The sequence below is a fragment of the Pseudomonas sp. NPDC087804 genome (assembly GCF_044742965.1).
In the GTDB taxonomy this organism is placed as follows: domain Bacteria; phylum Pseudomonadota; class Gammaproteobacteria; order Pseudomonadales; family Pseudomonadaceae; genus Aquipseudomonas; species Aquipseudomonas rustica.
The window spans coordinates 670,350-691,915 of sequence record NZ_JBIUVN010000001.1 but is presented as its reverse complement, the minus strand read 5'-3'; the positions used below and the strand labels follow the sequence as shown (position 1 = coordinate 691,915).

General features: G+C 51.2%; 18 protein-coding genes and 2 pseudogenes. 10 read left to right on the top strand and 10 right to left on the bottom strand.

The genetic code is table 11. The features are described 5' to 3' along the window. Nucleotides 1–441: 441 nt before the first annotated feature. Nucleotides 442–1,110, bottom strand: a complete 669-nt coding sequence (locus tag ACIOMO_RS03045; protein WP_401237983.1) for an MOSC domain-containing protein — start codon at nucleotides 1,108–1,110, stop codon at nucleotides 442–444. 109 nt (nucleotides 1,111–1,219) lie between these two features. Between ACIOMO_RS03045 and ACIOMO_RS03040 the strand changes: the two genes are divergently transcribed. Continuing rightward, nucleotides 1,220–2,116, top strand: coding sequence for a LysR family transcriptional regulator (locus tag ACIOMO_RS03040; protein WP_401237982.1), 897 nt, complete (start codon nucleotides 1,220–1,222; stop codon nucleotides 2,114–2,116). 17 nt (nucleotides 2,117–2,133) lie between these two features. Here ACIOMO_RS03040 and ACIOMO_RS03035 read toward each other — a convergent pair whose 3' ends face one another. Genes ACIOMO_RS03035 through ACIOMO_RS03020 form a run of 4 tightly spaced genes read right to left on the bottom strand, consistent with a single transcriptional unit; the run spans nucleotide 2,134 to nucleotide 5,704 of the window. After that, entirely contained in the window at nucleotides 2,134–3,111 is a 978-nt protein-coding gene (locus tag ACIOMO_RS03035) for an NAD(P)H-dependent flavin oxidoreductase (protein ID WP_401237980.1), read from the bottom strand. A 2-nt stretch (nucleotides 3,112–3,113) separates the two neighbouring features. Continuing rightward, nucleotides 3,114–3,662 (bottom strand): cytochrome b, encoded by a 549-nt coding sequence (locus ACIOMO_RS03030; protein WP_401237978.1) that lies wholly within the window; start codon nucleotides 3,660–3,662, stop codon nucleotides 3,114–3,116. 57 nt (nucleotides 3,663–3,719) lie between these two features. After that, nucleotides 3,720–5,393 (bottom strand): cation acetate symporter, encoded by a 1,674-nt coding sequence (locus tag ACIOMO_RS03025; RefSeq protein WP_401237977.1) that lies wholly within the window; start codon nucleotides 5,391–5,393, stop codon nucleotides 3,720–3,722. After that, nucleotides 5,390–5,704: a DUF485 domain-containing protein gene (locus ACIOMO_RS03020; RefSeq protein WP_401237975.1), complete on the bottom strand. Its 315-nt coding sequence runs from the start codon at nucleotides 5,702–5,704 to the stop codon at nucleotides 5,390–5,392. The genes ACIOMO_RS03025 and ACIOMO_RS03020 overlap by 4 nt, the downstream gene beginning before the upstream one ends. Nucleotides 5,705–6,245: 541 nt before the next feature. Between ACIOMO_RS03020 and ACIOMO_RS03015 the strand changes: the two are divergent. The 5 genes and pseudogenes from ACIOMO_RS03015 to ACIOMO_RS02995 form a co-directional block, all read left to right on the top strand. Further along, nucleotides 6,246–6,508: pseudogene (locus ACIOMO_RS03015) on the top strand (transposase); the annotation flags it as partial. 314 nt (nucleotides 6,509–6,822) lie between these two features. After that, the gene (locus ACIOMO_RS03010; protein WP_401237974.1) at nucleotides 6,823–7,317 is read left to right on the top strand and encodes a pyridoxamine 5'-phosphate oxidase family protein; all 495 of its coding nucleotides are present in this window, start codon (nucleotides 6,823–6,825) and stop codon (nucleotides 7,315–7,317) included. Nucleotides 7,318–7,502: 185 nt separating this feature from the next. Continuing rightward, entirely contained in the window at nucleotides 7,503–8,405 is a 903-nt protein-coding gene (locus ACIOMO_RS03005; protein ID WP_401237973.1) for a LysR substrate-binding domain-containing protein, read from the top strand. Beyond that, nucleotides 8,399–9,580, top strand: a complete 1,182-nt coding sequence (locus ACIOMO_RS03000) for a YbfB/YjiJ family MFS transporter (protein ID WP_401237972.1) — start codon at nucleotides 8,399–8,401, stop codon at nucleotides 9,578–9,580. Before ACIOMO_RS03005 ends, ACIOMO_RS03000 begins: the two co-directional genes overlap by 7 nt. A 544-nt stretch (nucleotides 9,581–10,124) precedes the next feature. After that, a complete protein-coding gene (locus ACIOMO_RS02995) occupies nucleotides 10,125–11,117 on the top strand; it encodes a LacI family DNA-binding transcriptional regulator (protein ID WP_401237970.1) in 993 nt (330 codons plus the stop codon). 242 nt (nucleotides 11,118–11,359) lie between these two features. Here the strand turns inward: ACIOMO_RS02995 and ACIOMO_RS02990 are convergent. The 3 genes and pseudogenes from ACIOMO_RS02990 to ACIOMO_RS02980 form a co-directional block, all read right to left on the bottom strand. Further along, nucleotides 11,360–12,778 (bottom strand): annotated as a pseudogene (locus ACIOMO_RS02990) (diguanylate cyclase domain-containing protein); the annotation flags it as partial. A 9-nt stretch (nucleotides 12,779–12,787) separates the two neighbouring features. Then, complete coding sequence (locus ACIOMO_RS02985; protein ID WP_122722118.1) at nucleotides 12,788–13,177, bottom strand: response regulator; 390 nt, start codon at nucleotides 13,175–13,177, stop codon at nucleotides 12,788–12,790. Beyond that, on the bottom strand, nucleotides 13,162–14,892 hold the full coding sequence (locus ACIOMO_RS02980) for a PAS domain-containing sensor histidine kinase (protein WP_401237968.1): 1,731 nt from the start codon (nucleotides 14,890–14,892) through the stop codon (nucleotides 13,162–13,164). The genes ACIOMO_RS02985 and ACIOMO_RS02980 overlap by 16 nt, the downstream gene beginning before the upstream one ends. Nucleotides 14,893–15,334: 442 nt before the next feature. Here ACIOMO_RS02980 and ACIOMO_RS02975 point away from each other — a divergent pair, with 442 nt between their 5' ends. Beyond that, the gene (locus ACIOMO_RS02975) at nucleotides 15,335–16,435 is read left to right on the top strand and encodes an alkene reductase (RefSeq protein ID WP_401237966.1); all 1,101 of its coding nucleotides are present in this window, start codon (nucleotides 15,335–15,337) and stop codon (nucleotides 16,433–16,435) included. A 43-nt stretch (nucleotides 16,436–16,478) separates the two neighbouring features. On the opposite strand, the gene ACIOMO_RS02970 is transcribed toward ACIOMO_RS02975, so the two are convergent. Continuing rightward, a complete protein-coding gene (locus ACIOMO_RS02970) occupies nucleotides 16,479–17,363 on the bottom strand; it encodes a LysR family transcriptional regulator (protein ID WP_401237965.1) in 885 nt (294 codons plus the stop codon). A gap of 98 nt (nucleotides 17,364–17,461) precedes the next feature. Here ACIOMO_RS02970 and ACIOMO_RS02965 point away from each other — a divergent pair, with 98 nt between their 5' ends. From ACIOMO_RS02965 to maiA, 3 genes are all read left to right on the top strand, one after another. Further along, nucleotides 17,462–17,845 carry a glyoxalase gene (locus ACIOMO_RS02965; RefSeq protein WP_401237963.1) on the top strand — a complete coding sequence of 128 codons (384 nt, stop codon included), beginning with the start codon at nucleotides 17,462–17,464 and terminating at the stop codon, nucleotides 17,843–17,845. Nucleotides 17,846–17,879: 34 nt separating this feature from the next. After that, nucleotides 17,880–19,061, top strand: coding sequence for an MFS transporter (locus tag ACIOMO_RS02960; RefSeq protein WP_401237962.1), 1,182 nt, complete (start codon nucleotides 17,880–17,882; stop codon nucleotides 19,059–19,061). Nucleotides 19,062–19,189: 128 nt separating this feature from the next. Beyond that, entirely contained in the window at nucleotides 19,190–19,900 is a 711-nt protein-coding gene (gene maiA, locus ACIOMO_RS02955; RefSeq protein ID WP_401237960.1) for a maleylacetoacetate isomerase, read from the top strand. Between the two features lie 359 nt (nucleotides 19,901–20,259). On the opposite strand, the gene ACIOMO_RS02950 is transcribed toward maiA, so the two are convergent. Continuing rightward, a complete protein-coding gene (locus ACIOMO_RS02950; protein WP_401239413.1) occupies nucleotides 20,260–21,474 on the bottom strand; it encodes a LysR family transcriptional regulator in 1,215 nt (404 codons plus the stop codon). Nucleotides 21,475–21,566 lie beyond the last annotated feature (92 nt).

Genomic DNA, 21,566 nt, shown 5'->3' with positions numbered 1-21,566 from the left:
ATGAGCCATGGCAAAAAATTGGCCCCTGCCATCCGAAGCCTTGATCAATTGTGCGCCAATATCACTCTCTCACATTTACTTAACCCCAGAGCAACACTTCTAATAACACAAGCTCGAGACGGAGTGTACTTTTGAAGATTGATTGAACCCCCCATCTTGAGATGACATCGAATATTTTTTAATGGCAACCCATCACTTACCCACTCAATTAAGTTAAACATTAGTGCCATTTAACGATAGCCTACGGTATTGATGAGATAATCAGCTCGTTATTGACCGGCTACATTCATACTCAGCATCAATCGTTTTCGTACTCTTTGACATCTCCGAGAGTTGGGCTCGTGCTTGCGACGCCTGCACCTTTAAAGCTCTATTTTCAAAGACGAGGATTGCCTAATTCCGCATATGGGCGCTCGACTCTGGCCGCGCATCTATTGCAGGTCATGGCGCATACTTTTTTCTTAACCACTCAGCTCTTCCAGACAAACGCTGACACCAATCTTGTGCAAGGCCGGTTGTCATGCTTAACCTTATCAGATCATCCAGTTCAGGACGGTGCGACAACTGGATTTGCCAAAAACGGTCAATTGAGTACTCCTCGGTCTCTCGATTCAATAACCGCATCGTATCTCCGACATCAAACGAACCTTCACGCAGGACGCGGTAATACCAACCTGTCAAATGTCCCTGCACCACGAACATAGACATTTTTTCCTCCCCAAACCGGTGATTAATTTTCCAGCAAGGGCTCCTGGGTTGAGAGACTTGTATAAGACAGCTTCCCACCTGATAGGTATCGCCAATGAATACATTTTTCTCATTCATGCCCCGGGTAGAAATATTTTCACCTAAGCTACCCGCTACGAGACTCTCAACACTGCTGGGAAACTCAGCGGCAAGCAGACTGTAGTTTTCAGCAGCATAATGATGTATCGCTTTTTCTGGGCCACCATGTACTCGTCTATCCGCTTGCTGGTCTCCGACGACTCCATTTAAGTTAACAAAAGCTCCAGAAGATAGCTTTTTCTTATAAATACCAGTGCTCTGCCCTTCAGGCTTCAGCACTGTGATACCGCCCGCAAATATGTGATCGATTATGACATCGCCCATCAGTATCGCTCCAACTTATTTAAACATGTCTACTTTACGTAAATAGAAAGAATAACGTAAAATGATTTCAGAAGTTACCATCAATCATAATTAGAGATAGGTATCCGGCATGGAAATGCGTCAGCTTAAGATTTTCTGTGCGATATCCGACCTGGGCAGCTTCACAGCCGCTGCGGAACAGGTAAATACTGTCCAATCCAACGTCACCATGCGAATTAAAGAGCTCGAAACTGAACTAGGCCATGAGCTGTTTATCAGAAAAAAAACTGGGGTCACATTGACTCCTGCTGGCCAGACATTCCTTAGCTACGCTCAACGTATTTTGCGGTTGACGGATGAGAGTCGAAGCGCTCTTTTAGATTGCGGTACACCTGCCGGCCCGTTGCGCTTAGGGTCAATGGAGACGACAGCCGCTATCCGCCTCCCTCAGGTGCTGACGCGATATCGCGAGCTACATCCAACCGTCAAGTTATCGCTCATGACGGGTACCACGACCGAATTGATCAAGGCTATTGAGGCGCATAAAATCGATGGTGCCTTTGTCGGTGGTTTTCATCAGAACACGAAATTAATTCAAGAAGAAGTCTTCAGTGAAGAACTCGTGTTGGTCAGCAGTGCTCAGTTCGAAAATCTTGAGGAACTGCTGGCCGAGGTTCCTTCACAGACGGTTCTAGTATTCCGAACCGGATGTTTTTATCGATCAACTCTGGAGAATTGGTTTTATAAAGCGGGTTTGATTCCAAACCAAATCATGGAATTGGGCACCCTTGACGGTATTCTGACGTGTGTATCAGCAGGCTTAGGTGTGACCCTACTTCCAAAGTCGGTAGCTCAAAACTGCAGCGTGCGTCATACAATCCGCTGCCATACCCTGCCGCCTGAATTTGCCAACGTGTCCACCGTATTTATTAGGCTTTCCGAAAGTACTCAATCCTCAGCCATAAAGGCGTTCCTAGATATTGCACTAGAGCTCGGCTCTCGGGCGTTCAGCGCTGAACACCCTTAAGCCTCTGAGCTCTGAAACTAGGCCGCTGTCTCAATTCTCGAGAGACCGTCCGGTAGTCTTGCGTTTTTTTCAGGCAGCCCCTGAATCAGCTCGGCCATACGTTGGGCTGCAGGAACCACACTATCGATCTTACCTACCCCTTGGCCGGCGTACAGCGACAGTTTTTTTGCCAATCGGGGCTTGTCAATGGAACGTGCTCCCCCCCCCATCAGACGAAGCAGGTTCCAAGGATCGCGATTCGGAATCACTCGATGAGGCGTTCCGTAAGTCCAGCCAAACGAATAACCCGTGCGATACTCAGTATCCTCAACAGTCGCATCTACAATCTTCTGCTTGTAGAGCGGGTGCGCGTTTGACTCCTCAGTGGCAACGAAAGCGGTACCCACCAGGACACCCGATGCGCCCATCGACATCAGCGTCCTTACGTCATGCCTGTTAGTGATGCCACCTGCGGCCAGCACAGGCTTGCCAGCGGCTTCCTTCAGTAACGCTGGCAAAAGACTCAGTAGACTGATCGTCCCACGGTTCAAGTGCCCACCACTCTCGCTACCCTGGGCAACGATGATGTCCGCCCCCGCAGACAACGCTGTACGTGCCAGCGCTATGGTGCCAACCTGCACCATCACCAGCATTCCTGCTGCTTTGGCACGAGGAATCATATCTTCACAGTAGTCTTCTGCGTAAAACAGGGACAGTAGACGTGGTCTCTCCTCCAGGATCACTTGGAATTGCGCTTCGAACACATCAGGCCCGCCAAACTGAGGTACTAGGTTGACTCCAAAGGGCTTATCCGTCAGAGAACGAACCTCATGAATCCAGCGTCGCAACGTTTTGGGTGCAAGTCGTAACCCGCCCATCACACCCATACCGCCAGCGTTAGCAACAGCCGCCACCAGTTGAGGGCCTGATATCGCTGCCATTCCCGCTAAAAAAACGGGATAGTCCACGCCGCACATTTGCTCGATAGAGTTCACTGAAGATTCTGAAATATCCATGTTCACAACTCCACTTGCTTGCCCAGCATGCGCTTGAGCGTGTCATTTTTTAGGACGAAGTGATTCTTGCACGCACCAAACATATGCAACGCCAAGCCAAACAGGAAAGCACCTGATCCTATATTGAAGAGTATATCCACTACTTGCTTCAGTGTAGGATTTGGTGAAAATACCATCGGGAGCGTTAAACCGCCTGGCAAATAAACAGGAACGCCATCGGCAGCGCGCCCCCCCCAAATTGCGATAGGCAGTAATACCGTAGCTAACACCAAAGCAAATGCAACCGATCTACTAATAATAACTTCAATCGGATTTGGTGTACCCACGGGTAAGGGATGGTAGCTCTGCATTCGCGCGCGGAGTCGATATATCGCCATTAGAAAGATCAACAATCCGATAAGGTTCTGAAGTTCAACAAACCTCATTGAAGGCGCTCGAACATCATTGATCTCCACTTCCATCACCAATAGGGCCACCAAACCTATCAGCGTAAGCCAGTGCAATATAATGGTGATGGGCGAAAAACCAAGTCCAGTATCTCGAATTTGCATACCTTTCTCCTATATTTTCGGCAGGCCGGGGTCATGTTAGGCAATGATCAGAGTGCGTCAATGCGCTGAAGCTTTATCCGCTCCAATTCCAGTCCTAGCCCGGAATACTTGGTCTGCAAACCCCTGTTTTTCGAGCACCGCCGCAGCCGAGCGGTCGGTGACGGAGCCTAGCCATGTAAATAAGAAAGCAACGTTCATCGAAATAATTGCAGGGTAATCGTATGGGAAAATTGCCTCCGGGTTACCAAGCACTTTCACCCAAACGGCTGGAGATAAAATCACCAGTGTCACAGATGAAATCAGACCGGCGACGCCACCAATCAGCGCGCCACGAGTCGTGAGGCCTTTCCAATAAAGCGAAAGGGCTAAAATCGGGAAGTTTACAGAAGCCGCAACGCCGAAAGTCAACGCTACTAGGAACGCAATGTTCTGATCTTTGAACAAGATACCAAGCACTACAGCTACCACCCCGATGCCGATGGAGGCGAGCCGGGATACTTTCCGCTCAGACTGTGAGCTGACTTTCCCCTTCTTCAGGACTTTCACGTACAGGTCATGAGCAATGGCAGAGGTTCCCGCCATAGTCAGACCAGCAACCACAGCCAGAATCGTTGCAAAGGCCACTGCAGATATGAAACCAAGCAGCAAGTTGCCTCCAATCGCTTTGGCCAGATGCATGACAGGCATATTGCTCCCACCAATAAGCTTTCCACCTACGATGCCTGACTCATAGAACACTGGATTTTTCCCTACGATAACAATCGCAGCTAAACCCAATATGGCTACGATGATGTAGAAAAACCCGATGAAGCCCGTCGCTACAAATACGGACTTGCGAGCTTGTTTTGCATCCGGAACCGTAAAGAAGCGCATCAAGATATGTGGAAGACCTGCCGTACCGAATACCAAGCCGAGAGCGAGTGAAAGCATGGATAAAGGATCAGCCACAAGCTTACTGGGCATCAACATAGCTTCCCCCTGAGGGTGAGCTTCTAAGGCCTGCTTGAATAAATTTTCAAGCGAGAAGCCAAATTCCTTGAGAGCTAGAAATGCTAATAGCGTACCACCCAATAACAGCAATCCAGCCTTAATAATTTGCACCCAGGTGGTTGCAACCATTCCCCCAAATGTCACATAGATGGCCATGAGTAGACCTACAGCAATGACCGCATAGTTGTAAGGCAGCCCGAAGAGCAGCTGTATGAGCTGCCCCGCCCCTACCATTTGCACGACCAAATAGAAGCAAACGACTGTTAGTGAGCCAAACGCAGTTAAGGTTCTTATGCGCTGCTGATCCAAACGGAAAGAGGCAATATCTGATATCGTCGTCCTTCCTAGGTTGCGTATGCGCTCTGCGAAAAGGAAAAGTAAGAGTGGCCATGCCACAAAGAAGCTAACTGAGTACAAAACCCCATCAAAACCGTTGAAGTAGATCATACTTGTTACACCCAGCAGTGCGGCGGCTGACATGTAATCACCTGCTAGTGCAAGTCCATTCTGAAACCCCGTAATGCCACCGCCAGCATTATAGAAATCATCCATTGATTGGGTTTTACGTGCGGCCCAGTAAGTAATGAGCAACGTCGCCATGACGAAAATCAAGAACATGATGATCGCGGTTACATTCAGTGGTTGACGTTCAACGTTCTGAATGACATCAGCACCAAGTGCGCGACTTGCAGCTACAGCCATAAGAATTGAAACAATGGATTTAATGCTTGCCTTCTTCATGGCTTCGCCTCGTCACGGACTTTTTCGGCGAGCCTATCAAGCTCGGAATTGGCGTAGACAATGTAGATCCCAGTCAACACCCAAGAACCCACAACAAAAACTACACCCAAAGGCCATGCCACATTTATCACGCTATCGCTTGAGATCTTGATAGCAAGTAAGTGTGGGTAAAATGCCGCTACAACCACGAATGCGGAGTAGGGAACAAGAACGGCTGCGGTTAGGATACCCACCAGTCGCTGCTGCTTGGCGACAAGCTCTTGATAAGCGGACGGACGAGGTTCATCGAGCGACTCAAGGACATGATTCACGTTGACTCCGTGTAGCAGTGGTAATTTTATTTTTGTTCCACAGCTTCAGGTGCGAAAGCTTATCTGCCACTGGCTGTGCTTTCATGCTTCACAAGGAAACCCTAAACTCAGCCTAAAATCATGTAAAATGATTCATAATGATGTGAGTCATCTTTTTTCGTGAAATGTTCTGTGTGTGGCGTTCTAGAGGCACTCAGCTACAGCACCTTGATTAATTCATTGCCATAAGCTTGTAGCGGCTGCGACAAAAGGACTACAAGTCAGGTCAACTCAGGGCCCGTCATAGCCACCAACGCCATCTTCCCTTCCGATATCGCATACGCAATGCCTTCAAGATTTTTTGCGCACGACGCCATAATCCAGTTACCCAGCCGGTGCCTACTGCACCGTCACGCCTGTGACCAAGCGCGCCGGGACGCAAGGCGTCGCAGCTTGAATGCGGTGAAAACTTGGGGGAATAAGTTGGGAATGGAAACCTAATGGCCCTAGCTGAGCAATCGCCCCAGACCAATGAGTAGCGATGAACTCTAAGGCGCTCAGTGATTTTGGTGGTGGCAAGGCCTGCCTTGAACTGAGCGAGACTGAAATCCGCTGCATGGCTCATGCCCGACGCAAGTTTTTTGAATTGCATGCCACCCACAAAGCACTCTGGCTGAGTTGGGCCTGCGTTACATCCAGGCCTTGTACGAAATGGAGGGTGAGCTAGGATCTGAAACCGGACACACACCGCCGAATACGGCAAAAAAGGCGATACAGGTGGTGGATGTATTGCACGTCCGGATTGTTGCGCACCGCGATATCGTGCACACCGATTAAGCTGCCAGAGTCATCTCTCAGCTTCGCCCGGCCGCTGCCTCGGACAGCGTGGGTCTCAGACGAATATCCGGAGATTCATCTGCCCGGGTCGATTCAGTCCATAGGTCGCCTACCTCAGTAACACCCGCTCAAAAAAACCGTCACTGCATACCGGGCAGTCTTGCTCCGCGAGCACCTGCAGTCGTTTGCTTGCGCCATCCATTTATCGATCGGGCAAGCTTGCATTTTGAGCCCACAATGATAATCTCCAACGAAGAACGTAGCCAAAAAATCATTCCCAAACAGAGATAAATGGTGAAGCTATGAATGACGTTAATCTTGGAGCACGCTCTGCTGAGATTCTAAAGAAGTGCCTGTACGCAAATATTGCTACAGCCGCAGGGGACGAACCTTGGAATACCCCGGCCACAGCCATTCCCGACTCTGACCTAAATTTCTATTGGTCATCTTGGGTGGAAGCTGTGCATTCGAAAAATTTGATTGAGAACGGCGCAGCCTTTTTGACCTTTTACGATTCAACTAGGTTGAGAGGTACGAATAACATGATGTGCCTCTACTTGCAGTGTGACGCAATTGAGGTAGAAGATCCCGTTGAGGCTGCCAAAGCTTTCCGCCTTCTATATCCAGACGAAGAAGTTAATCTCGAAAACTTCCTGAAAAACGGTATTAAAAGATTCTACCGCGCCACACCAAAAAAAGCGTGGCTCAATTGTTTGTCTGAGAAAGAATTAGAACCCTCCACTCTAAAAATGCGTATCGAGGTTTCACTCGACGAGATTAAGACCGCTATGATTTAGTTGTATCAACGTCTACGGTCGCTATCTTTAATAAGTAGTGACCGTGAATGTAAGACTACCGCCCTCGTGCAGCAGTCTCCAAGCCGTCGACTATTTATATATGGAGTGCAACGGCACCTGAATTCCTTTCGAATCCATCTACGAATGAGATGAGAACGGATGCAAATAGTAAGCTGAGGCCACACATGGACACAGTTACCCTTGAGATATTCAAAACAGTTGCCACAGAACTAAGTATCACCCGAGCTGCAGTCCTATTAAAACGAGTACAATCCAACGTTACCACCCGAATTCAGAATTTAGAGTTAGAATTGGAAGTTGATCTATTCAACCGGGAAGAAAAAAAACTAAGGCTTACCGAACAAGGCATAGTGTTTCTCCAGTACACAAATCGGATGCTTGCCCTTGCGAATGAGGCACGCCAGGCGATGCACCCTCAGTCACCGCAAGGCATGTTGCGTGTTGGTTCTATGGAGAGCACCGCAGCCAGCCACTTGCCTTCTCCTTTGTGTAAGTTTCACCAAGCATTTCCGCTTGTAAACATGCATGTCACCACCGGCGCTACACAAAAGCTGGTTGAGCTATTGGAGCGGGGCGAGATTGATTGCGCCCTTTTGGCTCCTCCTGGCGAAGTAGACTGTGTACAAACAGAGTTCTTAGACACACTTGGTTTCGAGGGTGAAGCGGCCTATGAAGAAACACTGCGAATCGTAATGCCTAAGGGTTATACCGAGGAAGACTTGGTTTCTCGAGTCCCACCGCTCCCATTAGCGGCGTTCCAGAAGGGATGCAGTTATCGTTTTATCGGTAGCGAGTGGTTCGCATCTCATCAAGGCGCTGCCAGTTCACTAACTGTCAATGAGGTAGGTTCCTACCATGTCATGATGGCATGCGTAGCCGCAGGACAAAGTTTCAGCATTGTCCCGCAGAGCGTGTTGGATTTGTGTTCAGATCTGGGTAGCGTTCAGGTCTGCTCATCTATTCAGACCACAACATGGCTTGTCTGGCGCGCCGGATACTCAACAGCTGCTTTTAGGGCATTTAAGGGCATTCTTCAGGACAGCTATTCGGAGGAGATAAAATGCTGATTAGCGCCGATGAGCAGCAAATAAGACGCAAGCGAGCCTTGCTTTGGTCTGCGGCAGCGGCCGCAGTCGTCATGGCAATTGGGATGGGATTTGGACGGTTTGCCTTTACTGGCGTTTATCCCGTCATGGTGCATGAAGGTTTGCTGACAGTGCATGACGGCACTCTAGCGGCATCTGCCAATTACGCTGGGTATCTTGTAGGGGCTCTTCTGGCTGCACGTTTGGGCAGTCACCAATCCTTTTCGTGGGTGTTAGCGTCCGTCATCGCGAGTGTGATTTGTCTGATTGCATTAGCGCTCACTTCAACTCCTTGGTTAATCATCGCAATCCGTGGAGTCGCTGGGTTATTTAGCGCTCTCTCGATGATCTGTGCTTCATTGTGGCTTCTCCAGCACAAAGGCCACCACAAAGGTGCGCCAATCTTATTTGCTGGAGTTGGAGTCGGCATCTTTCTATCGGCTGAAATTTTGGCAATAGCTGAATGGTTGGGTGTGAATAGCGCCGGTCTCTGGTGGGTGCTCGGGTTAAGCAGCGCGCTATTGGGCCTCATTGCACTTTTCAAGCTAGATCGGACACCAGGGCAACTACCTAATCATGAGCCTACAGATTCGGATAATAAAAGACTTCCACTCGGAGCGTGGCCCCTTATTATTGCCTACGGACTGGCAGGCTTCGGATACATAATCACCGCGACTTATCTTCCTCTACTTGTGAAAAACAGCCTAGGTTCTATTAATCCTATTCACGTGTGGGCCGTATTTGGCCTCGGCGCGGCACCGTCCTGTTATTTCTGGCATAGGCTTAATATCCGCTATGGTACGCATGCCGCGCTACGTGCCAATTTGTTGATACAAGCTCTTGGAGTGATATTGCCAGTGCTGCTCCCGAATGCTCTCGGATATATTGCTAGCGCTCTCATTGTTGGTGGAACATTTATGGGTACAGTCACGATTGCGATGCCTGCAGCCAAGCTGGTATCACATACAATCAAATTCAATTTGATTGCAATCATGACGGCGGCCTATGGCATCGGTCAAATTTTAGGCCCCCTACTGGCCAGCTATCTCTATTCGAACAGCGGAAATTTCGCGTCCTCACTAATTGCAGCAGGATGTGCATTGTTACTATCACTGGTCTTTACACTGCGGATTTCTATTCTCAGCAGCAGGCATTGATGAAAGGTGCACTAAGTGCGACTTGCTTGCATCGATAAAAACTGCATAGGGCTTAAACTATCTGACGAAAGCTGTATGATAAATCGTGTTCTTTTTCATGATCAGCGAACTTTTAAAAATCGCTATTTTTTAAATAGCGCTAGGAGTGTGGGCTTTCCGGCAAAGGCACAGACTTACTTCATCGAAGTAAATCGCAGTTAGGTATTCTGCAGACCGAAGATTCCACATGATGGTGATCTAAGCTGATGTATAAGAGGCTTCGATACCATAGAGCTTCTTTCATGCTCCGGTGCGGATTGTGGGATTTCTGCGGGTAATTTTGCACCACCGAGACCGTTGATTAGCTCTCATTTGAGCCAAATGAAACCGCAGCCTAACTAGCTTATCGCTGATTCCATATCATTACATTTAGCTAAGTGCGCAGGGGTACTCAATTGATTTCGCCTACCATCAAGTGTTCCAGCATGCGAAAAATCGAGTCAGCCAAATTAAGCAAGGTCAACATGGAATTCATGCATTGAAAGATCACAATCGAAACCCTGGAATGGCCGCCGTCGCTGAATTAGCCTGTGTGAGCTTGAGTACAGTGGGACGAGTAATCAATGAGCGCGGATCGGTTTCAGATTCCAAACGACGAAAGGTGTTAGAGGCTGCCAGAACCCTAGGGCTGAAAAGGCTCCTCCCTTCACCCTTGCACGGCTTGCTTCGCTTCGATCTACTTATTGTTGACAGTCATACAGACCATTTCCAGAAACTGTCCAATGCTTTCTCTCGCCAAGCGCAGATACACCGGTCTCGGCTGGTGATTCAGCGACTGACCTGGTGTGAGAACAAGCCCGATCAGTTACTCGACTTCATCGCAAACCCTAAAACGCCACGGCAGGGACTCATCGTCGTGGCTCATGACACCCCGCTCATCCGATCTGCGCTTCAGGCTGAAATAGATAAGGGTGTAGCGATAGTGCTTTTGACTAGCAGCTTGTCAGGATTGGAGGGAGCTACATATGTGGGTATCAATAACCGTGTCGCGGGCCGTTGCGCGGGTAGATTGCTGAGCCGTTGGGCCGGACACCCCACCGGGCAGGTTCTTCTTTTGACGAACTCGCTGCTCTTCCATGCGCATCAAGAACGCGTTAATGGGTTTCTTGAAGTCTTACGAGACACTGCACCAGAGATGGTGGTCAGCGACCCTTTCCAATGTTTCGACGACAATGATCGAGCTGCGCTTGCAGTGAAAGAAGTCCTGGCGAGCGGAAAGAAAATCGCGGCCATCTACAACACCGGCGGTGGATCCACTGGCATTTATCAAGCGCTGCTTCAGTATGATCTTCGCCCGGTCTGGATCGGGCACGAGGCCAGTCTGGAACATGCACAGATAATGCGCAAAGGACTACTATCGGTGGTTGTAGATCAAGATGCCGATGGTCAAGCCGAGGCTGCGATTCAGCACCTGCTGTTTGTCAGCGGCGATATCGAAGAACCAGTAAACGTGAACCTTCAGCTGCGAATAGTGATAGACGAGAATCTTCCCGCCTGACCTCTTGACCGAATTCGGTCAAAACTCCAATAGCGTGGCGTTTTGCCGCGCCCTAGACTTGCCCACCAAGTCGACCTCACATACCACAAATACCAGTGATTTTGTGTCGACCTGATTAGCGCACTCATTACTGAATATTACGGCATCTTCGGCGCCCTTTGCGCCATGAAGACCGGAGTCTAGATAAGTGATATCGCGCGCGTTAATGCTCGCTGCGGGTACTCCGTAATTTCTTAACAGCACAAATCAATCTTGGGTTGGTAATACAGCTCAAATGCGTGTTGCTCGACTGCATCACGTAAAGCAGCCTCCATTGCTTGACGCGCGGATGCCTCCACATTCATTTGTGCCGTGTAGAAACGGTATGTGTCTCTGCCGATCTTTTTGGCGCGATGCATTGCAGTATTCGCGTGCTTGATCAATCCGTGAGCATCGTCTCCGTCATTCGGGTATAGAGCGATACCGATACTTGCGGTCATCGCTGTCAACTGCCCGGCAAGGTGAAAAGGCTCACGTAACTTTTCACGCACCCGCTCTACTGTTTGCAGAGGATCCGCTTGCCCCTCACGAATCATCAATATCAACGCAAATTCGTCACCGTCCATGCGCCCTACGGTGTCACTCACGTTCAGACAGTTAGTCAGTCGCTGACCTAGCTCAATCAGCATCTGATCGCCCACCAGATGCCCCCACGTCTCGTTAACGTTGTTGAAGTCGTCCAGGTCAACGGTCACTACGGCCAATTGCCAGTTACTGAGCAATGCTTGGGTCAGCCCCATTTGCAAAGCCGTAAAGAAGAGATTGCGATTGGGCAACCCAGTCAGACTGTCGTAATGCGCCATTTTTAGCAGACGCTGATCGGTCTCCTTGCGTCGGGAGATGTCTCGCGCAATGCCAACGATGATCCAATCGTCGCCAGTTTTATAAGCTTCACGGTGCATTTCTACCGGGATGTAGCTGCCATCTTTGCAGCGAATGCGCGTTTCTATCGGCTCGATTGGGCTTCGACCAGCTATGATCTGGTCATACATGATCTCCAACTGCTCGATAGTGTTATCGCTAAGGTCGGCAGGTGTTTTGCGCAAAAGCTCTTCGACGGAATAACCCATCACCTGGCAAGCGTGTCGGTTAAATTCAATCAGCCGCATGCTACTGCGATTGATCAGAAATATGGCATCGCCAGACGCATCCATAGCCGAGCGAAATCGCTCAAGGTCTATGGTGCGTTGTTGCAGTTGTTCTTCCAGCATCAGGTTGTGGCTTTTCAGATAATCTCCAAATGCCTTGAGCCTTAGCAGATTTCGAACTCTCAACCACAGCTCTGCACTTTCTACTGGCTTGTTGAGGAAGTCCTCGGCGCCAGCCTCCAAACCCAAAATTCGAGCACTGTGCTCACCCAGTGCAGACAACATGATGATCGGGATGTTGGCCATGCTCTTATCGGACTTCAATTTACGTGCTACTTCATAGCCGTCCATGCCGGGCATCATGATGTCTAGCAGGATTAAGTCAGGCGGTTGCTGCTCAACAATAGCAAGCGCCTCCTCACCCGAAGACGCCGTCAGCGTAAGGTACCCCTGATCTTCCAACAGCATTTTTAGTAGCTTGCGGACTAGGGGTTCGTCATCGACGATTAACAACGTTGCAGCGGTTATAGACATGAAGGGAGCTCACATAGAGGGCTGTTGAGGCAGATTGTTTTGCAGCAACGTGTCGATGACCCGGTAGAGCTCCTTGTAGCGCAGAGGTTTGATGATGTAGGCGTTACACCCTGCCAGACGTGTTTTTTCTTCATCCTCCTTCATGGCCATAGCGGTGAGCGCAATCACCGGAATGGCGGCAGTCAGCTCATCACTTTTTAGCAATGAGGTGGCCTTGAGACCGTCCATTCCCGGTAATTGGATGTCCATGAGAATCAGGGCCGGCTGAAGTTCGCGAGCAAGCTTCAGACCGGTTTCGGCATCAGCCGCGCATATGACGCTATGGCCGGCACTGGTCAGAAGTAACCTGGCCAAGCGCATATTCGCGGCGTTGTCTTCGACGATCAGGATCTCGGCCACGGCGCCTCCACATGGGTCGAACTTCGGATAGGTAACCACGCCACAAATCGAGCGCCCGCCCCTTCGAGGCTGGCCACCGCAACACTTCCGCCGTGGAGTTCAGTCAGCTGCTTAACCATTGCCAACCCTAAACCGGTGCCTTCAAATCTACGTGCCAGACTGCTGTCGATTTGACTGAAAGCCCTGAACAATTTGTCCATATTGCTCTCAGCGATACCGATGCCGGTGTCACTGACACTTAACTCCAAAAACAACTCAAAATCGCTTTCTGGAATCTGGAAAGCATGCACCGGCCAGTCCCCTCCCAGCACCCCCACTTCCTCACGCGAAACCTTTCGCACCGCCAATGTGACAACCCCGCCCGGCGCACTGAACTTCACGGCGTTGGCCAACAAGTTGTAGACGATCTGCTTGGTCTTACGCAGATCAAGTTCAATACTGCCGAGATCACCGTCAGTCTCGAGTTTCAGCTGAATGCTTTGCAGTGCGGCTTTCTCGCGCACGATCAACAAACTGTTGCTGAGCACGCTTTGAAGTTCGACGGGCTCCAGTTCCAGCTCCATCATCCCGGCTTCCACTTTGGACAAGTCGAGGATGTCATTGATCAAAGAAAGCAAATGTTGGCCGCTGTTGAAAATATCGTTGATGTACTCGCGCTGAGTCTCGGTCATGTCTCCGACCATTCCATCCTTAAGCGCTTCGGAGAAACCGATGACGGCGTTTAGCGGCGTGCGCAGTTCATGCGACATGGTGGCCAGGAACTCGGACTTCATATGGCTGGCGCGTTCCAGCTCGATATTTTTCTCTTCCAGGGTACGCTCGAAGCGTTTGCGCTCGGTAACATCCCGCGCAGCAGCAAACACGCCCTGCAGCTTGCGATCACGATCATGAAATGTTGCAGCGTTGTAAGAAACAACGGTTTCAGTGCCGTTGTAAGCACGAACGGTCAGCTCGTAGTCGCTGACTTTGTTTTCACTCAAAACTCGCTTGATTGCGGCTTCGGCACTAGCAGGATCTGTGAAAAAGTTTTTGCACGGAGCACCAATCAGTTCGTCCCTGGTACGGCCCGTGAGCGCCATCATTTGTTTGTTCACGTCAGAAATAATGCCTTGAGGATCAGTCATCATCAGGGCGTCGATGTTCGACTCGATCAACGAGCGCGTATAAAACTGCTGATCCCGCAAGCGCTGATCCAGCAAAGCCTGGGCGGCTTCCTCCTGCTTCCTTGCGGTGTTATCAGTCCCGATCAGCAGATAACCAATGATGGTTTCGCTGCTGTCACGCAAAGAGGTGACCGACACCATCGCCGACAGCCGGCTTCCATCCTTACGGATGTAGGTCAACTCGTAGATGTCCTCAATACCCCGAGAAGCCTTGAATATCAGGGCGTCAAAACCGGGGGTGATTGGCGTTTTAAGCTCTTGGCTTAGTGCTGCTGCTCGGGTAATCAACTCAGCAGGATCGGAAATGTCTGCCGGGGTGATTTTGTTGATCACATCTTCGGAAAGGTATCCGAGCATACGTTCGGCGCCGACATTGAAGATCTGGATGACGCCTTTTTCATCGGTCGCAATACTGGAAAAGTAGGCGCTGTTGAAGATCGCGTCTTGAAGCGCGCCAGCCTTGAGCACGGTTTGCTGCCGGCGAAACTCGACAAGCTTCTCAGCTCGAGTTTGGGGATGGATAGGTGGACTGTCTGAAGACGAGGTATCCATTGATTAGTTTTCCGTTAACTCGCGAACCTGACCGTTATGACGGTGCCGTAAAGCGTGCTTACGGAAATCGCCCGAATGAGCAATTAGAGGTGTTAACAAGATAGCAGAGGCTCGGCCTCTGAAGATAAACGAAGGAGCTTTCGCGAGTCTTTCAAGTAAGAGCATTTTGCGCGCAGGTTTAGATATCAGTCCTAATCCTCGGCGCAATACTCATGTCGCGGGTCGGTAACGTTGTTCACAGCGCCCTGCTCCCCGAAACTGAGCCCAGAGCTCAATAAAAACTCTTTCAGTACCCTAAATACTGAAGCCAAAGCTGAAGTGCTTGATTTTTTATTATACGGATAGACCGCAATATGTTTCCCGATACTGGCCGATTATCAGAAATCCTCGTCAGGCTACTCTGTGCCCAGAAGATTCACTGACGCTATACGAGGAGACGCAGATGTCCACATTGTTTACCCCAGGTTCCGTTGGCAAATTGAACACCCCTAACCGTGTGGTCATGGCGCCAATGACGCGTTCGCGCAGCACACAACCTGGCGATGTCCCTAACGCCATGAACGCGGTGTACTACGCACAGCGCGCATCGGCTGCGTTTATCGTTACCGAAGCCACGCAGATCTCCCCGCAGGGCAAGGGCTATTCCTATACCCCTGGTATTTACAGCGAGGAACAGGTCGCTGGCTGGCGTTTGGTGACCGATGCGGTACACGCTGCTGGTGGTCGTATCTTTCTGCAACTGTGGCACGTGGGGCGGATGTCGCATCCGGACTTCCATGATGGGGAGTCACCCGTTGCGCCGTCTGCCATCCCGTTTGACGGCAGCATTTGGAAAGTAGATCCATCAACGGGTGTGGGGAGCATGGTCAAATGCCCGACGCCGCGCGCACTGAGTCGCGACGAAATACACGACGTCGTCAACGACTTCCGCAAGGCGGCCCGCAACGCCATGGCGGCAGGTTTCGACGGTGTGGAGGTGCATGGCGCCAACGGTTACCTGATAGACCAATTCATGCGCACCACCTCAAACGTGCGCACGGATGAATACGGCGGCTCGCGGGAAAACCGCCTGCGTTTTCTCAAAGAGGTCATGGATGCCGTGATTGATGAGGTGGGTGCCGACCGCACGGCGATTCGTGTGGCGCCATTCCTGACTGCGCGCGGCATGGCTTGCCCGGACATTTTGCCGACAATTCTCGAAGCGGCTACTTACTTGCAGGAGAAAGGCATCGCCTATCTGCATCTGGTCGAGGCGGACTGGGATGATGCCCCCAAGTTTCCAGAGGAGTTTCGTCAGGCCGTGCGTGAACGCTTTCGCAACGCCATTGTAGTTGCCGGCAAATATGACCTGGAATTGGCAGACTGGGTGCTGAGTAAAGGCTATGCCGACTTCGTTGCGTTCGGTCGAAAATTCGTTGCCAACCCGGATCTGCCACTGAGGCTTGAGAAGGGCTACCCATTAGCCGGCCTGGAAGGTGCTGAGTTGTTCGGCGGTACCGAGCGAGGTTACTCCGACTTCCCTGCCTGGTCTAAGCAGGGCTGAAGCATCACGCTCGGCGAATCAGAATAAATCTCCTTGAAGCGGCTCAAGTCGGCAGCTTCGAGGAGATTTCGTCCATCAGCAGTTTGACGCGTCGCGGCAGCACATGGCCGGACGGGTAAACAATTTGCAAGTCCACACCTTGTAAAGAGTAAGCCTCCAGCACCTCGATCAGTCGACCCGTTTCCAAGTCATCGCGCACATCGATATACGACTTGATGCAAATACCATGACCTGCCAGACACCACTGGCGCACCTGATCGCCGTCATTGGCGATACGTCTACCCGAAACCAAAACCTTGAAAGAGCGACCGTCAGCGCGGAATTGCCATTCACGATGGATGTTGACGCCGAAGCGCATCAGGATGCATTGCTGCTGGGCCAGTTCAGATGGATGTTGCGGCGTTCCATGAACACTCAGATAGGCCGGTGATGCACACACAACACGCCGCCCCTCGCTGAGTTTTCGAACACGCAGCGTGCTGTCAGACAACGCACCATAGCGAATGGCGAAGTCGATACCTTGTCCAGCCAGATCCAGAAAACCGTCAGTCAAATTCAGATCCACGCTGACGTTAGGATTATCTTCGAGAAATTGATCCAGGATGGGCACGATGCGGTTTCGTCCCAGATCAACCGGTGCGCTCAGCCGTATGAGACCGGAAATACGCTCTGTCCCCAGTTTGATATTGCTCTCGATGTCTTCAGCGTCTGCAAGCATTCGACGCGCACCGTCCACCAACATTCGCCCCTCGTCAGTCAGGCTGATCGAGCGGGTGGTGCGGGTCAGCAATGTCGCCGCGTAATGCTTCTCCAGCGCTCCAAGCCGCTCCGAAACAGAGGTCGGAGAGAGACCTACCTCTCGGCCTGCCGCCGACAAGCCACCTTTCTCGACGATCAACAAAAACAGTGCCAGATTTTCGAGGAGCATTATCCGGATTTCCCTGAATATGATTGCGCTTTCAGCCGGATTCTACGCCAGATAGATCATCGATATCGTTGCTTCATTAACTTAATGAGGAGCCTGTCATGGTTATAGATCACGTAACTCTGCGCACCCAAGACCTCAGAGGAACTCGCGATTTCATGATGCGAATTTTTGACCTGGAGGAAGGTCGTCGTCCCGCCGAAATCAGCGGCATACCCGGCCATTGGTTGTACAGCGATGGCCTGCCTCTGGTTCACATCATTGAGGCTCGCGGCAAAGGACTGCTTCGAGCAGCCGAGTTCATTGATCATGTCGGCTTCAGGATGGGCGACTACGACACGTTCAAAACAAAACTTGAGCACCTTGGGATTACCTACAGAACGACTGAGATCCCAAGCCTTAACGAGCGGCGAATTTTTTTACGCACTCCAGGCGGGCAGTTGTTGGAGACCGTTTTTCCTGGCCCAGCGTTGAAACACAACTGACCGACAATAATCCCGCGATTCTGGAGACACCCCCGTGAACACCACAACCAAGATGCCTTTTCAGGTATGGATTCTCACACTAGCCGCTTTCGCAATAGGTACTGCCGAGTTCGTCATCGCCGGCATACTGCCTCAGGTAGCCGAAAGCCTGGGAATTACCGAAGGGCAAACAGGTTCTCTCATCACCGCGTATGCGCTGGCAATTGTCGTAGGTGGCCCACTGTTGACGCTGTGGCTGTCGCGTTTCGAAAAGCGCAACGTACTACTGGGTCTGATGGCCCTCTTTATTGTCGGTAATCTGATCACCGCCGTTAGCCAGGACTACAACGTCCTGCTTATCAGTCGTGTCATTGCAGGATTAACCCAAGGGCCCTTCTACGGAATCGGCGCTGTAGTCGCCACTCAGTTGGTCGCCAAACACATGGCTGGTCGTGCGGTAGGACAGATGTTTGCAGGTTTGACACTGGCCAATGTACTGGGGGTGCCGGCGGGAGCGTGGATTGGTAACGCTTTAGGGTGGCATGCGTCATTTTTCGTGGTCGCAGCACTGGGTGTCTTGGCCGCCATCGCTATCGCCAGCAAAATCGAGAAGCAAGGAGGTGAGAGATCTGTATCCGTCATGGGGCAGCTGGCTGCGCTGCACGACCGTAACTTGTTGGCAAGCCTGTTGATTACCGTGCTCAGCTGGGTCGGCTTCATGACATTTTATGGTTACGTGGCACCACTGGCCGAGCAGGTGGCCGGCATTGATCGCAGTAATGTCACCTGGGTGTTGGTGGTCGTTGGGATTGGCTTGGTCATTGGTAATAGCCTGGGTGGTAGAACTGCGGATGCCAACTTGCGTCTGTCGTTAATTGGCTGGCCTCTGGCGATGATTGTCTCGCTGGTCGTGGCTTACCTGGTGTCGAGCAATCCATACGCTTTCCTGGTAGCCGCTTTTGCATTCGGTGTTACCTCGTTTGCAAATGTGCCTTCGCTACAAATGCGGGTGATGAAATATGGTAATAAAGCACCGGAACTGGCTGCCACCGCGAACATCTCTGCCTTCAACATCGCCAACGCCCTGGGCGGTATTATTGGTGGCGCTGTGATCGACAGCCATTTCGGCGCACAGGCTATCCCTTTTGCAGCCGCAATTATTCCGATGTTCGGTGTGCTGTTCATCCTGACTCAGGAGCGCAAGGTATCTACCACAGCAGTTTCAACGGTGAATTAACCACACCAAACGCCCAAGCTAATCTTTCCGCCGATGCATAGCTGTGGCACGTCATACAAAGTGGCATTCGAGCACATTGCTAATTTCCTGAATTATTCGATACGCACCGCACGACTGCGGTAGAGGTGTTGTCTACTTACACCGGTAATCCGTTAATCATTTTTCAACGTAATCGAACAGCGAATTTAGGTGCATCAATGATTATCTTGCATAGCTTCTGGCTCTCACTCGCCACTTATCGAGTTCGCATCGCACTGAATCTCAAACGTGTGGCATACGAAGAACGAACGCACGACCTGACGCAGGGTCATCAAAACATAACGGCGTTTCGCGCAGTTAACCCCTCAGGCGCAGTACCTGCGCTTGAAGGTGCTACCCCTGAACCGTTGACTCAAAGCTTAGCGATCTTAGAATGGTTAGATGAGACCTATCCTAGCCCTGCCCTGCTGCCCGCCGACGCAGCAGGTCGCGCCAAGGTACGGGCTATGTTTCTGATTACTGCGGCAGACACGCATCCATTAATAGTCCCAAGGATTCAGGCCCAACTGAAGACGCGTTTCGGAGCCGACGTTGATGCTGGGGCAGAATGGGCTGCCTACTGGTTCCGAGAAGGCCTGAAAGCTTACGAAGCATTACTGCCCGAAGGCGCCACTCGCTGTCATGCGGAAACACTCAGCATTGCTGACCTGGCTCTAGCCAGCCATCTAATTGGCGCAGAACGTTTCAACGTGTCGCTAGAAGAATACCCACGCGTCTCAAAAGTAAGCGCATCGCTGATGCTGATCCCAGAAATTGCTGCAGCGCATCCTGATCTACAAATAGATGCACCTAAGAAATAACGGACTGACCTCCAAGCTGCTATGAGTTATCGTGCTTTGCGCGAATGGCTCTTTTCGTTGTAATTAATAAAAGGCCCTTGAGGGGCCTTTTTGTACTCAAACCAAAATTACTTGATCAGCCAAGATTCAATGGTCACTGAGCTGACTCCTATTCTTTCAAAGTTTTGTGATACGGCTTTGGGTTCTACTGCATCGAAAGGATGCGAACATTTGCACCTCCCCCTAGACGGCAGTCAACAGATCGTAGCGAGATGGAAATCCGAATAACTCTAGATAGAAAAATCCAGCGCTTGAAAGCTCAACCACCGTATTGAAACCAATGGCGTCCTAATTCACCGATCTAAATTGAGTCAGGTCTGCTACGTATTTTTCGCCGTTGCCTCCCTCACTACCTCCCGGATCTTGTCCATCAACGCAGTCGCCGCTGGCGACTGGAGCGCTCCCGTCCTTGAGATAAAACCAATTGGTCGCGTTGTATGACTCAAGGAGAGCGGTAGCTGAACAAGATCACCGCTTAGCATTTCGTATTCCAACTGGTGTGCTGAAACAGCGGCAAGCATGTCTGAACGCAGCAGCACTCCGCGCAAAATTGCAAGGTCGCCCGTTTCAATCACGGGGCTGGGGGCGGCGATACCAATATGGCCAAAAAACACGTCTAGCAATTGCCGCGCTGGAGAGCCCGCGCGAGGCAAAATCCAGCGGGCGGCACTCAAGTCTTCATAGACTGGTGCCCTTTTCAACCAAGGGTGGTCGTGGCGTACAAGGATCACCATTTCTTCCTGCAGCAATTCCTCGCTAGACAGGTCACTGGCGTAGGCCAACGGGCGAAGAGCGCCCAGCACAAAATCCACATCGCCTGCACGCAGTTCGCCGGCCAACAAGTCAAATGGACTTTCGTTGGTGAGGATTCGAACATAAGGGTGTTCCAGGGTCAGGCGCACTATGGCTTCAGGCAGTATCCCGGTGCGCCCAAGAGGCAGGGCCCCTACGTGCACGACGCCTTGAAGGGAACCACCCAGCGCAGCGATATCCGCATCGATGTGACGCAGCTCATTCAAGGCTCGACGTACCCGCACTAACATTGCCAGGCATAGATGGGTCGGCAGCAGGCCGTGGGGGGTGCGTTCAAACAGGCTGCAGCCGCTACCCTGCTCAAGTATTTTGATAGCGGCGCTGATCGCTGGCTGGGAAACCCCCAGGATGCTGGCGGTCGTTTGCATATGGTGGGTTTCGCAGAGCTTGGCAAACGCTTCCAGGCGCCGGGTCTGTAATAAGTAAAGCGGTTCGGCGGCCTGACCTAACGAGTGCCAGAATAAAGGCGGTACGGCGAGCAACTCAGCCATGGCCCGCCGAGCTCGGGGTATTGCGCGCTCTCCATAATCGGTCAGACGCATACCACTGACGTTACGCTCAAACAACGCCACGCCGAGGCGTTTCTCCAAGGACAGGATGGCGCGAGTCACGACGGGCTGAGCCCGAAAAAGTACGGCGGAGGCCTTGGATACACTGCCGTGTTCAGCGACACGAAGGAATGCTCGAACCTGCATCAGATTGGGCAATTCAGGACTGTGCATATTCACCTGTCGGCTTTTCAGGAACTGGCCGTACAGCATGCAGAACTCATCCCGATAAGTAAAACGCATACCTCTTGCCGCCGAACGCATTA